Origin of the sequence: Agromyces indicus (assembly GCF_031432295.1) — a bacterium.
Taxonomy (GTDB): Bacteria; Actinomycetota; Actinomycetes; order Actinomycetales; family Microbacteriaceae; genus Agromyces; species Agromyces indicus.
In genome coordinates, this window is sequence record NZ_JAVKGS010000001.1 from 988140 (window position 1) to 1000348 (window position 12209).

General features: G+C 71.8%; 16 protein-coding genes. 10 read left to right on the plus strand and 6 right to left on the minus strand.

What is annotated here, in order from left to right; translation table 11 throughout:
• Window positions 1–11: 11 nt before the first annotated feature.
• The 4 genes from RH861_RS04720 to RH861_RS04735 are packed head-to-tail and all read right to left on the minus strand — an operon-like array spanning window position 12 to window position 2299.
• Window positions 12–776: an ABC transporter permease gene (locus tag RH861_RS04720; RefSeq protein WP_067946246.1), complete on the minus strand. Its 765-nt coding sequence runs from the start codon at window positions 774–776 to the stop codon at window positions 12–14.
• A complete protein-coding gene (locus RH861_RS04725) occupies window positions 773–1594 on the minus strand; it encodes an ABC transporter ATP-binding protein (RefSeq protein WP_310519985.1) in 822 nt (273 codons plus the stop codon). Before RH861_RS04725 ends, RH861_RS04720 begins: the two co-directional genes overlap by 4 nt.
• Window positions 1591–1959 carry a DUF1048 domain-containing protein gene (locus RH861_RS04730; protein ID WP_310519986.1) on the minus strand — a complete coding sequence of 123 codons (369 nt, stop codon included), beginning with the start codon at window positions 1957–1959 and terminating at the stop codon, window positions 1591–1593. Before RH861_RS04730 ends, RH861_RS04725 begins: the two co-directional genes overlap by 4 nt.
• 1 nt (window position 1960) lies before the next feature.
• Complete coding sequence (locus RH861_RS04735) at window positions 1961–2299, minus strand: PadR family transcriptional regulator (protein WP_067946253.1); 339 nt, start codon at window positions 2297–2299, stop codon at window positions 1961–1963.
• A gap of 154 nt (window positions 2300–2453) precedes the next feature.
• On the opposite strand from RH861_RS04735, the gene RH861_RS04740 reads away from it, so the two are divergent.
• Both RH861_RS04740 and RH861_RS04745 read left to right on the plus strand, forming a co-directional pair.
• A complete protein-coding gene (locus RH861_RS04740) occupies window positions 2454–2699 on the plus strand; it encodes a zinc-ribbon domain-containing protein (RefSeq protein ID WP_310519987.1) in 246 nt (81 codons plus the stop codon).
• Between the two features lie 41 nt (window positions 2700–2740).
• Window positions 2741–3391, plus strand: coding sequence for an SGNH/GDSL hydrolase family protein (locus RH861_RS04745; protein WP_310519988.1), 651 nt, complete (start codon window positions 2741–2743; stop codon window positions 3389–3391).
• Between the two features lie 11 nt (window positions 3392–3402).
• Here RH861_RS04745 and RH861_RS04750 read toward each other — a convergent pair whose 3' ends face one another.
• Complete coding sequence (locus tag RH861_RS04750) at window positions 3403–3753, minus strand: Fe-S protein (RefSeq protein WP_310519989.1); 351 nt, start codon at window positions 3751–3753, stop codon at window positions 3403–3405.
• A 106-nt stretch (window positions 3754–3859) separates the two neighbouring features.
• On the opposite strand from RH861_RS04750, the gene RH861_RS04755 reads away from it, so the two are divergent.
• The 4 genes from RH861_RS04755 (at window position 3860) to RH861_RS04770 (ending at window position 6226) form a co-directional block, all read left to right on the plus strand.
• Window positions 3860–4210, plus strand: coding sequence for a hypothetical protein (locus tag RH861_RS04755; RefSeq protein ID WP_310519990.1), 351 nt, complete (start codon window positions 3860–3862; stop codon window positions 4208–4210).
• A gap of 3 nt (window positions 4211–4213) precedes the next feature.
• Window positions 4214–4813, plus strand: a complete 600-nt coding sequence (locus RH861_RS04760; RefSeq protein ID WP_310519991.1) for a helix-turn-helix domain-containing protein — start codon at window positions 4214–4216, stop codon at window positions 4811–4813.
• Window positions 4810–5769, plus strand: coding sequence for an alpha/beta hydrolase (locus RH861_RS04765; protein ID WP_310519992.1), 960 nt, complete (start codon window positions 4810–4812; stop codon window positions 5767–5769). Before RH861_RS04760 ends, RH861_RS04765 begins: the two co-directional genes overlap by 4 nt.
• An 88-nt stretch (window positions 5770–5857) precedes the next feature.
• On the plus strand, window positions 5858–6226 hold the full coding sequence (locus RH861_RS04770; RefSeq protein WP_310519993.1) for a nuclear transport factor 2 family protein: 369 nt from the start codon (window positions 5858–5860) through the stop codon (window positions 6224–6226).
• Between the two features lie 24 nt (window positions 6227–6250).
• Here the strand turns inward: RH861_RS04770 and RH861_RS04775 are convergent, their stop codons facing one another.
• Complete coding sequence (locus RH861_RS04775; protein WP_310519994.1) at window positions 6251–6703, minus strand: Lrp/AsnC family transcriptional regulator; 453 nt, start codon at window positions 6701–6703, stop codon at window positions 6251–6253.
• An 81-nt stretch (window positions 6704–6784) separates the two neighbouring features.
• On the opposite strand from RH861_RS04775, the gene RH861_RS04780 reads away from it, so the two are divergent.
• From RH861_RS04780 to RH861_RS04795, 4 genes are all read left to right on the plus strand, one after another.
• Complete coding sequence (locus tag RH861_RS04780; protein ID WP_310519995.1) at window positions 6785–7459, plus strand: LysE family translocator; 675 nt, start codon at window positions 6785–6787, stop codon at window positions 7457–7459.
• 153 nt (window positions 7460–7612) lie between these two features.
• Window positions 7613–10363 carry a LuxR C-terminal-related transcriptional regulator gene (locus tag RH861_RS04785; RefSeq protein ID WP_310519996.1) on the plus strand — a complete coding sequence of 917 codons (2751 nt, stop codon included), beginning with the start codon at window positions 7613–7615 and terminating at the stop codon, window positions 10361–10363.
• A 117-nt stretch (window positions 10364–10480) separates the two neighbouring features.
• A complete protein-coding gene (locus RH861_RS04790) occupies window positions 10481–11305 on the plus strand; it encodes an alpha/beta fold hydrolase (RefSeq protein ID WP_310519997.1) in 825 nt (274 codons plus the stop codon).
• Between the two features lie 42 nt (window positions 11306–11347).
• Window positions 11348–12190 carry an alpha/beta hydrolase gene (locus RH861_RS04795; RefSeq protein ID WP_310519998.1) on the plus strand — a complete coding sequence of 281 codons (843 nt, stop codon included), beginning with the start codon at window positions 11348–11350 and terminating at the stop codon, window positions 12188–12190.
• Window positions 12191–12209 lie beyond the last annotated feature (19 nt).

Here is a 12209-nt window from a genome sequence, read left to right on the forward strand (position 1 = left end):
GGCTTCCGGGATCAGTTCATCTTCCGCCGGTAGATCGCGACCGCCCCGACGTAGGCGACCACGAGGATCCCGACGAGCCAGGCCAGCGCGACCCACAGGTCGCTGCCGACCGGTTCGCCCGCGAACAGCGCTCGCAGCGAGTCGACGATCGCGGTCACCGGCTGGTTCTCGGCGAACCACGCGACCGGCCCGGGCATCGAGTCGGTCGGCACGAACGCCGAGCTGATGAACGGCAGGAAGATCAGCGGGTAGCTGAACGCGCTCGCCCCGTCGACGGTCTTCGCCGAGAGCCCCGCGATCACGGCCAGCCAGGTGAGGGCCAGCGTGAACAGCGTCAGGATGCCGGCGACCGCGAGCCACGCCCCGACCGACGCTCCCGTGCGGAATCCCATGATCAGCGCGACGCCGACGACGATCGCGAGCGACACGAGGTTCGCGACGAGCGAGGTGAGCACGTGCCCCCAGAGCACGCTCGACCGCGCGATCGGCATCGACTGGAACCGTTCGAAGATCCCGCCCTGCAGGTCGAGGAACAGCCGGTACGCGGTGTAGGCGACGCCCGACGCGACCGTGATGAGCAGGATGCCGGGCAGCAGGTAGTTCACGTACGACTCGCCGCTGCCGGTCTGGATCGCCCCGCCGAGCACGTACACGAACAGCAGCATGAGCGCGATCGGCGTGACCGCGGTGGTGATGATCGTGTCGGGGCTGCGGAGGATGTGGGTGAGCGACCGACCGGTGAGCACACCGGTGTCGCGGATCACGTGGGTGGTCATCGCGGGTCTCCTTCGGATGTCGCGCGCTCGGATGTCGCGCGCTCGGCGGGTTCCGGCTCTCCGACGAGCGCCAGGAACACCTCCTCGAGCGTGGGCTGCTTCTCGACGTACTCGACCTTCGCGGCGGGCAGCAGCCGCTTCAGCTCGGCGAGCGTGCCGTTCTGGATGATCACCCCGCGGTGGAGGATCGCGATCCGATCGGCGAGCTGCTCGGCCTCGTCGAGGTACTGCGTGGTCAAGAGCACGGTGGTGCCGGATGCCGCGAGCCCGGTGATCGACTGCCACACCTCGATGCGCGCCTGCGGGTCGAGCCCGGTGGTCGGTTCGTCGAGGAAGATGACGGGCGGGTCGCCGATGAGGCTCATGGCGATGTCGAGCCGGCGGCGCATGCCGCCGGAGTAGGTGCCGGCGCGGCGGTCGCCCGCGTCGGTCAGCGAGAACCGGGCGAGCAGGTCGTCGGCGATCGCCCCGGGGTCCTTCAGGTGCCGCAGCTTCGCGACGAGCACGAGGTTCTCGCGCCCGGTCAGCACCTCGTCGACGGCGGCGAACTGCCCGGTGAGGCTGATCGACTCGCGTACGTCGCCCGGCGCCGCGCCGACGTCGAACCCGTGCACCGACGCGGTCCCCGCGTCGGGCTTCAGCAGCGTCGACAGGATTCGGACGAGCGTCGTCTTGCCGGCGCCGTTCGAGCCGAGCAGCGCGAAGATGCTCCCGGGCTGCACGTCGAAGTCGACGCCGCGGAGCACCGGCACCTCGCCGAACGACTTCTCGACGCCCTGCACACGGATGGCGGGGGCGGTGGCGGTTGCGGTGGTCATCGCGTTTCCTTCCGTTCGGCGTCGTCGATCGCCGTGACGAGGCGAGCGCGCTCCTTGTCGATCCAGCGGGTGCCGCCGTAGGCCTGGGCGAAGGTCTCGGCGAATTCCACGGGGTCGTCGCCGACGATCTCGCGGAGCGGCATCCGGTCGGTCGCGGCCCGCTCGAACAGGTCGGCGAGGTCGACGAACATCGTCACGAGCGTGTCGCCCTCGGTGATGCCGCCGTAGTACATGAAGTACCGGTGCAGGGCCTGCGCGGCGCCGCGGTACGGCTCGGGAAGCCCGTCGATGCGGGCCTTGGCCTGCCTGTACTGCTTCTTCTGCTCGAGCGAGCCCGTGAGGGCTTCGATCCACTTGGCGGCCATGTCAGTCGTCTCCTTCGGTGTCGTCGTGGAGCTGTCCGATGCGCTCTGCGAGGAAGCTCCAGGTCCTCCAGAACTCGTCGAGGTACGCGCGCCCCTGCGGGTTGAGCGAGTACACCTTGCGGGGCGGCCCCTTCTCGGAGGGCACCTTCTCGACGTCGACGAGTCCGCGCTGTTCGACGCGGACGAGCAGCGCGTACACGGTGCCCTCGACGATGTCGCTGAACCCCTGCTCGCGCAGTCGAGCGGTGATCTCGTAGCCGTACGCCGGCCGGTCGGCCAGCAGCGCGAGCACAATGCCCTCGAGCGTGCCCTTCAGCATCTCGGTCATCTGCTTGCCCATCAGCGCCTCCTCTCGGTACTCGGTGTCACTGGGTACTGGTAGATAGTAAGACGGAGTACCGGTAGATAGCAAGACTGAATACCGAATCCGTTCGGTCGTCGGTTGGATCCGCAAGCCCCTGCCCGCGATCAGGCGGCCCGCCTAGCATCGGGGCATGTTCTTCTTCGCCGGCGTCTTTCCGCGTGAGCGGCAGATCGCGGCCGCCACCCTGCGCTGCGAGCACTGCCACGAGGTGGCGCAGCAGCGATTCCTCGAGGCGGGCAGTCGCCTCTGGGTGTTCTTCATCCCCCTGTTCACGTTCGGCCGCACCTACGTGATGGTCTGCACGAACTGCGGCTGGGCGACCGAGCTCAGCCGCGACGCGGCGATGCGCGCAGCGGCGGTGACCGGGGCGCACTGAGCGTGGGCGAGCGGATGACGCGACGCGGGGGAGTCCTCGCCGTGGCCGCCACCGCGTGGGTGCTGCTCGGGTGCGCGCCGAGCGGGTCGGCGCCGAGCGGGTCCGATGCGTCGCCCGACCGCCCTGCGGCATCCGACACCGACGATCCCGACCGCGCCGGCGGCACGTTCGCCGCGGTCGGCGACTCGATCACGGATGCCGACAGCCGGAACTTCGCCGCCGGTGAGATCGGCCCGGCTTCGTGGGCGGCCTGCGTCGTCGACGCCGGGTTCGTGTTCGCCGGCGGCTGGGCGGAGTGGGGTGCGACGACCGCGCGCATGGCGGACGCGGCCGCCGAGGTCGACGCGGACACGCTCGTCGTCCTCGCGGGCACGAACGACGTGGCGTTCGGCATCCCGTTCGCCGAGACGTCGGCGAACCTGGAGCGGATCGTGGACGCGGTGGGGATCGACGACGTCGTCGTCTCCTCGATCCCGCCGATAGACGCCTTCCCGCAGGGGCCCGTCGAGTTCAACGAGCAGCTCGCGGAGTTCGCGGATGAGCGCGGCTGGCGCTTCGTCGACGCCGCCGCAGGCCTGCGCACCTCCGACGGCACGTTCCGGTCGGGGCTGTCGTTCGACGGGCTCCACCCGTCCGAGGATGGAGCCCGCGTGCTCGGCGAGGCGATCGCCGACGAACTCGTCGCCGGCTGAGCCTCAGGCCGCTACCAGATGACGGCGATGGCCGCGTTGGTGAGCGTCAGGAGGCCGATCGGCCAGAAGATCGCCGGCGAGACCGATCCGCTCTTGCGCTGGCGGGCGGCGCCGATGCCGAGCAGCGCGCCGATGACCAGCAGGATCACGAGTTTCGTGCCGATCTTGGCGTAGTTCAGGTCGCCGTCGAGTCCCCACGGCGCGGCGAGCGCCAGGCCGGCGACGGCGGCGATCGCGAGACCCCAGTGCATGACCCGCGTGATGCCCCGCTTGCCGTTGACCAGTTCGACGACCCAGGCGCCGAAGAGGACGGCGAAGCCGACGAGGTGGATGAGCACGACGATATCGCGAAGGGTCTCCATACCTGCAGGCTACCGGGAACGCGCGGGCGACGCGGTCCATCGTTCGCGCGTTTGACATCGTTCGCACCAGTGAGAATAATGGAATCCACGACGAAAGGACTCCGCCATGGCCGACATCCGCCTCACCGACGGACGCCTCGAGGTGGCACTCACGCGCCGCGAGAAGATCGCCGGCCTGCTCGGTAACCTCCGCGTTCCGATGGCCGCCATCGGCCACGTCGCCGTCGTCGAGAACGCGTTCGACGCCGTCCGGGGGCTTCGGGCTCCGGGGCTCGCGATTCCCGGGCTCACGCGCGTCGGCACGTGGCGCGGTCGCGGTCGCCGCACCTTCGTGGTCGCGCGGGCCGGGCAGCCGGCGCTCGTGGTCGACCTCGCGGGGCAGCGGTACGACCGGCTGGTGCTCTCGACGACGGATGCCGCGTCGCTCCGCGACCGGCTCCGGGCGGCGGTGCGCTGAGCGATGGCCGGCCCCACCGACACCGTCGAGCTGGTCCTGCACCCGGTCCGGCTCCGCATCATCCAGGCCCTGCTCGGCGGGCGCCGGCTCACGACCGCCCAGCTCGGCGACGAACTGCCGGGCGTGACGACCGCGACGCTCTACCGGCAGGTCGCCACCCTCGCAGAGTCGGGCGTGCTCGTCGCCGTCGACGAACGCCGGGTCCGCGGCGCCGTCGAGCGCACGTGGGAACTGCAACTCGACGCCGCCCGAATCACCGGCGACGACCTCGCCGCGATGACGCCCGAGGAGCACCGCCGCGCGTTCGCCGCGTACGTCGCCGGGCTGCTCGCCGGGTTCGACGGGTACCTCGCCCGCGGCGACGTCGACTTCGAGCGCGACCGCGTCGGCTACCGGCAGGTCGCGCTGTGGATGACCGACGACGAGACCGACGAGTTCATCGCCGGCCTCCGCGATCTCGCGGCCCGCTTCGTCGGCAACCGCCCGGGCGACGGCCGGGTGCGACGCGTGCTGTCGACCGTGCTCATCCCCGATGCGACGGTTGCCGCCCCGGCACCCGCGCACACCTCCTCCGCCTCTTCGACCTCGACGGGAACGACATGATCACCGCCTCGACCCCCACCCTCACCGAGACCGCCTTCGACGTCGCCGTCGGCGACGTGCGCCTCGCCGGCACCCTCGCCCTTCCCGCCGGCGCCCCGCGGGCGGCCGCACTGCTCGTTCCCGGGTCTGGACCGGTCGACCGCGACAGCGACCACCCGCGCATGCGCCTCGGCATCACCCGCGAACTCGCGCACGCGCTCGCCGGTGCCGGCGTGGCGACCCTGCGCTACGACAAGCGCGGCGTCGGCGCGTCCGGCGGCGACTTCCTGAGCGCCGGGCTCAGCGACAACACGACGGATGCCGCGGCTGCCCTCTCCGCGCTCCGCGAGCGCCTGCCCGGGGTGCCCGTCGTCCTGGTGGGCCACAGTGAGGGCGCGATCATCGCGACCCGCCTCGCCGCGAACGAGCCGGATCTGGCCGGCACCGTGCTGCTCGCCGCCCCGGCGGTCGTGGGGGAGCGGATGCTCGCCTGGCAGACCCGGCAGATCGTGCCGACGATGCCGAGGTTGGTCCGCGGCATCCTGCGGCTGCTTCGCATCGACCTCGTCGAGAAGCAGCGCCGCAACGTCGAGCGCTTCCGGCAGAGCACGACCGACGTGATCCGGCTCGAGGGTCGCCGCATGAACGCGAAGTGGCATCGCGAGCTCATCGCCTACGACCCGGCACCCGACCTGGCGCGCCTGTCGATGCCCGTCCTCGCGATCACCGGCGACCACGACCTCCAGGTCGACCCCGACGACCTCGACCGCATCGCCGCGACGGTCGCCGGCCCCGTCGAGATCGAGCGGCCCGAGCGTCTCACGCACCTGCTGCGACGCGACGCCGGCGACACCGCCTCCTTCGCGGCGTACCGGTCGCTCGTCAAGCAGCCGGTGGACCGCGAGCTGCTCGACCGGGTCTCGTCGTGGGTCGCGGCGCGCGGCCGCGCGACCGACGGGGGCGCGGCCGGCGCCTGACGGCTCTTGACGATCGCCGCCGCCGGGTCGAGGCTGATCGCATCCGTCATCCGCGAAGGCGCGGATCACACGGGAGGGAGCGACCTGCATGGACGTCATGACCGAGGAATCGACCGAGAAGATCGCCCGAGCGTTCTCGAGCCACCGCTTCGACGTCGCGCTGCCCCGCCTCGCCGACGACGTGATCTGGACCGTCGTCGGCTCCGATCCGATCGTGGGGCGGAAGAAGGTGAAGAAGGCCGTCGAGCGCACGGCGGCGCAGCTCGCCGACGTCACGACCGAGTTCCAGCGGTTCCGCAGCGTCGTCGGCGAGGACAGCGTGGTGGTCGACAGCCTGGCGCGGTATACGGATGCCGCGGGCGACGTGTCGATCGTGGCATCCTGCGACCTCTACGACTTCGACGGCGACGGGTGCATCACCGAGATCGTGTCGTACACGATCGAACTGCCCAGCTGATCGCGCTCCGCGGGCGCCGCTCGGTCAGAGCGGCAGTGCTCGGTCGTCGACGACGGTCTTCATGACCAGGGTCGACTGCACGCGCGCGACGCCCGGCAGCGCCGAGAGCTTCTCGTCCCACAGGCGCTCGTACGCGCGCAGGTCGGCGACCGCGACCTGCAGCAGGTAGTCGGGGTCGCCGAAGAGGCGCAACGCCTGGATCACCTCGGGGATCTCGGCGACCGCCGCGTCGAACGCGGGCACGGTGTCGCGGTTGGCCTGCGCCATCGTGACGAACACGAGCGCGCCGAAGCCCATGCCGACCGCGTTCGGGTCGATGACCGCCCGGTACCCGGTGATCGCGCCGGACGCCTCGAGCGCCCGCAGCCGGCGGTGCGTCGGCGACATGCTGAGGTTCACCCGCTCGGCGAGCTCGGTCAGGCTCAGCCGGCCGTCGCGCTGCAGCTCGGCAAGGATCTTCCGGTCGATGGCGTCCACGACGTGAATTCTTCCACGGATGCCGCGTGGCGGAGCGGAACCCGGCAGCGGCTTCTCCCGCGGCATCCGTACCGTTCTCATGTGGACACGCAACTGCTGATCGCCGCCGCGGTGATGATGGTGCTGATGGTCGTGCTGCCCGGCCCCGACTGGGCGTACCTGATCGCGTCGGGCATGCGCGAGCGGAGCGTGCTGCCGTCGCTCGCCGGCATCCTCCTCGGCTACCTCGCCACGGTCGCGGCAGTCGCGATCGGCGTGGGTGCCGCCGTCGCGGCCCTGCCCGGGTTCATCGTCGGACTGACGTTCGCCGCGGCGATCTATCTCACCCACCTCGGCGTGCGCGTACTGCGGCAGCCGCCCGTGGCGGTCGCGGTCGCGGGCGCCGGAGGGATGGGGGGAGCGGTCGCGTCCGCCGGCGGCGACGTGCCCGCGGCATCCGCTCGACCGTGGCTGCGCGTGCTGCAGGGCGCCGGCGTCAGCGGGCTCAACCCGAAGGGGCTGCTCGTGCTCGTGGTGCTGCTGCCGCAGTTCACGGATGCCGCGGGCGCCTGGCCGATCCCGGTGCAACTCGCGGTGCTCGGCCTGATCTTCGTCGGCGCCTGCGCCCTGGTGTACTCGCTCGTCGGCTACGGCGCCCGCACGGTGCTGCGGCTGCGCCCGTCGGCGATGCGGCTCGTCTCGCGCGTCTCGGGGGCAGCGATGATCGTGCTCGCCGTGGTGCTCGTCGTGGAGCAGGCGGCGCACCTCGTGGCGTGAGTCGCCGGGGCGCCGCGGCACCGGGAGCCCGGCACGCTGCACCGTGCGAAGACCGTGGGCGTCCCCGCAGCCGACCGGGTCGCACCGTGCGAACGAGATCACGAGGCGGCAGCCGGCACCGCACGCTGGACCGCAGGCGAGCACCGGAGTACGGTGACCCTCATCGACCCCGCACCCCCCGCGATCCTCGGACGCACCGGCGAGCTGGACCGTCTCGGTGCCCTGTTCGCGAGCGCCCGGAACGGCGTCGGCGGAGGCCTGGCGGTGGTAGGCGAACCGGGCATCGGCAAGACCGCCCTGCTGGATGCCGCGGTCGACCGCGCTCGCGGCATCCGGGTGCTGCGATCCGACGGGTACGAAGCGGAGTCGGCCATACCGTACGCCGCAGTGCAGCGCCTCGGCGCGCCGCTCGCGGAGCACCTCGGCGGCGTACCGCCACGGCAGGCCGCGGCGCTTCGGATCGCCGCCGGCATCGACGAGGGCCTGCCGCCCGACCGCTTCCTGGTGGGCCTCGGACTCCTGTCCCTGCTCGCGGCGGCGGGCGAGGTCGAGCCGATCGCGTGGGTGGTCGACGACGCGCACCTGATCGATCCGGAGTCGCTCGATGTGCTCGCGTTCGTCGCACGGCGGTTGGCAGCGGAGCGGGTCGCACTGCTGTTGAGTTCGCGTCCCGACCCGCGCGTGCACCTCGTCGCGGCGGGCGTTCCCGCGCTCGAGCTCGGCGGGCTCGAACCGGCTGACGCGGTGCGGCTGCTGAACGGCTCGATGCGCGGCGTCGTCGACCCGCTGCTCGCGACCCGCATCGCCGAGGAGACCGGAGGCAACCCGCTCGCCCTCATCGACCTCGGGCGGGAGTTCACCGCCGAGGAGCTCACGGAGTCCTCCGTCGCCCGCACGCCCGTACCGTTGGGTGAGCGGCTCGAGGCGCATTACCTGAGGCAGGTCGACGCGATCCCGCCCGAGTCCCGGCGGTGGCTGCTCGTCGCAGCGGCCGAGTCCACCGGCGACGGTGAGCTCGTCCGCGCCGCGAGCGAGCGACTCGGAGTGCCGGCGGACGCGGCAGGACCGGCCGAGTACGCCCGGCTCGTCTCGGTGCGCCGAACGATCGAATTCCGCCATCCGCTCGTTCGCTCGGCGGTCTACAACGGCGTGCCGGCCGACGATCGCCGCCGCGCGCACGAGGCGCTCGCCGCGATCGCCGACGAACGCGGACGCGCCGAGCTCGCCGTGTGGCACAGCGCGGCCGCGGCGGTCGGCCCGGACGACGGGTTGGCGGCTCGGATGGAGGAGGTGGCCGATGCCGCAGGCGTCCGCGGCGGCTCGCTGTCCCGCGCGCGACTGCTCACGCGCGCGGCCGATCTGACGACGGACGGGCCGGAGCGGGACCTGCGGATCATCGCAGCCGCTGAGGCCGCCGCATCGGCCGGCGCCGTCAGTCTCGCGCTCGAGATGGTGGCACGGCTCGACGACGACCGCCTCGACCCGGTCGGGCTCGGACGGGTGCTCACGCTGCGCGCGATGCTCGCCCTGTTCGTCGCCGACCACGACGGCGTCGTCGGCGGCTCGGCCATGATGCTGCGCGCCGCGACACTGTTCCATGGTCGATCTCCGGAACTCGAGCAGCGGGCGCTCCTGCGCGCGTTCGACTACGTCCTCATGGCGGAGTGGGCGGCCGAGGGGGTGAGCCTGCCCGAGCTGGGGCGCCGGCTCGCCGACGGCGCGACCGTCGCCGACGGGCCGATGTCGGTGCAGCTGCGAGCCCTCGCCGCGCACGTCCTGCAGCCGTACGGCGAGGCGGTACCTCTCATGCGCGAGGCCGTCGCGACGATCCGCGGATTCGACGACGCGCAACTCCTCGACCTCGGTTCCGTCGGCGTCGCGCTGACCATGGCCCTGTGGGAGGAGCAGGTCTGCGTCGAACTGCTCGAGCGCATGCTCAGCGGCGCGCGGGACGGCGGTGTGCTGCGAGTCGTCGACAGCGCCCTCTGGCTGCTCGGGCTGATCGAGCTGGTCCGCGGCGACCCGGCGTCCTCCGGGCGCTACATCGAGCAGGTGCGCGAGTTGCGCCGCGCGATGGGGTACGACGCCGAGCAGGTGGTCAACGCCTCCCACCTTGCCTGGTCGGGCGCCCCGACCGAGGTGGTCGCGCAGATCGCCGACGCGGTGCTGCCCACGGGGTTCGCTGGGGCGTGGACCATCGCGATGACCGGTCTCGGGATCCGCCAGATCGCCGACGGGCACTACCGTGACGCGTTCGAGCGCTTCGCGCCGCTGGTGGCGCGGAACTTCCTGCAGGTGACCTATCAGCAGCTGCCGGACTTCGTCGAGGCCGGGGTGCGGAGCGGACATGCGGACGTGGTCCGGCCGTCGGCGGAGCGCCTCGCCGGGTTCGCCGCGGAGAGCGGGACACCGTGGGTGCGGGGCGTCGCCGCACGGTCCCACGCCCTGCTCGCCGACGATGCCGACGCCGAGCCGCGGTATCTCGAGGCCATCGGACACCTCAAGCACGCCACGGCTCCCGGCGACCTCGGCCGAGCGCATCTCGTCTACGGCGAGTGGCTCCGGCGGATGAAGCGCCGACGCGAGGCCCGCGAGGAACTGAAGACCGCGCTCGCCATCTTCACCCGGGTCGGGGCACCTGCGTTCGCGGCCCGCGCCCGTCGCGAACTCGAGGCGACCGGCGAGCACGTACCCCACCACCTCCCGGGCGATGACGGCGCGGAGACGCTCACCCCGCAGGAGGCGACGATCGCCCGCATGGCCGCGGAGGGACAGACGAACGCCGAGATCGGTGCGACCCTCTTCATCAGCGCCAACACGGTCGACTACCACCTGCGCAAGGTGTTCCGGAAGCTCGGCGTGACGTCGCGCAAGCAGCTCGCCGAACGCCTCGGCGACCGCTGAGCACGGGCGCGCCGCGCCGCGGCGCCAGGACCTCACGACTACGCACGCCACGTGGTTCGGTGAACCGGGTCGCGGCAGCACCATCGTGGCATCCGTTCACGCCACGAGGAGGCCCGCATGCCTTACGTCACGACCGACGACGGCGCCCAGATCTTCTACACCGACTGGGGCGTCCACGGCTCGCCCGTGATCCTGAGTCACGGCTGGCCGCTCAACTCGGACGCATGGGCGGCCGCCGCTCGGTTCCTCGCCGAGCAGGGACACCGGGCCATCGCGCACGATCGACGCGGCCACGGCCGGTCGAGCCGCACCTGGCACGGCAACGAGATGGACACGTACGCCGACGACCTCGCCGTGCTCATCGACCACCTCGACCTCACCGACCTCACGCTCGTCGGCCACTCGACCGGGGGCGGCGAACTCGTCCGCTACCTCGGCCGGCACGGCAGCGGGCGCGTCGCGAAGCTGGTGCTCGTCTCGGCGGTGCCGCCGCTCATGCTGCGCACCGACGACAACCCCGAGGGGCTGCCGATCGACGTGTTCGACGGCATCCGCGCGGGGGAGGCGTCCGACCGGTCGCAGCTGTACCGCGACCTGGCCGACGGACCGTTCTTCGGCAACAACCGCAACAACGACGTCTCGCCGGGCACGCGCGACGCGTTCTGGCTGCAGAGCATGGCCTGCGGCCACCGCGCCGCCTACGAATGCATCGCGGCCTTCTCGGCGACCGACTTCCGCGACGACCTCGCGAAGGTCGACGTGCCGACGCTGGTGATCCACGGCGACGACGACCAGATCGTGCCGTTCGAAGTCGGCGGCCAGCGCTCCGCCGCCATGGTCGCCGGCGCCCGGCTGCTCGTGTACGAGAACGGCGCCCACGGCTTGCCCGACGCCGAGCGGGATCGGCTGCACGCCGACCTGCTCGCCTTCATCGATTCCTGAACCGGATGCCGCGGCATCCGCCCCACCGAAAGGACCCCGATCATGACCGACCGGACCACCGACCCCGACGCACCCGACACGATCGTGCTCGTGCACGGCCTGTGGATGACCCCTCGCAGCTGGGAGGGCTGGAAGGAGCACTTCGAGGCCAAGGGCTTCACCGTGCTGACCCCCGCCTACCCCGGGTTCGAGATCGAGGTCGAGGCGTTGCGCGAGAACCCCGACGTCATCGCGAAGCTCACCGTGCCCGAAACGGTCGGCCATCTGGCCGGCGTCATCGAGGCGCTGCCGAAGCCCCCCATCATCATGGGTCACTCCTTCGGCGGCACGCTCACCCAGCTGCTCCTCGCGCGCGGGCTGGGCGCGGCGGCCGTCGTCGTCGACTCGGCGCCCACCGAGGGCGTGCGGGTGACGCCGCTGTCGCAGGCGCGGTCGCTGTTCCCTGCGCTGAAGAACCCGGCGAACCGGCACAAGGCGGTCGGCTTCACGCCGGAGGAGTTCCACTACGCGTTCGCCAATACGCTCACACGCGAGGAGTCGGACGCGGTCTGGCAGAAGTACGCGATCGCCGCGCCCGGCAACTGGGTGTGGGCGTACGGCCTGATCGCGAACTTCCAGCCCGGCCACCAGGAGACCTGGGTCGACTACTCGAAGGACCGTGCCCCGCTGCTGTTCATCGGCGGCGAGAAGGACCACATCATGCCCCCGGCGGTGAACCGTTCGAACGCGAAGCACTACTCGAAGTCGCCGGCCATCACGGAGTACGTCGAGTTCCCGGGCCGGTCGCACTGGATCTGCGCGGAGCCCGGCTGGGAGGAAGTCGCCGATCACGCCCTCGAGTGGGCGCTGGCGCACGCTGGTGAGCGGGCGATGCGGCCGGCGTGAGCTGCTGCGGCGGGAGCCG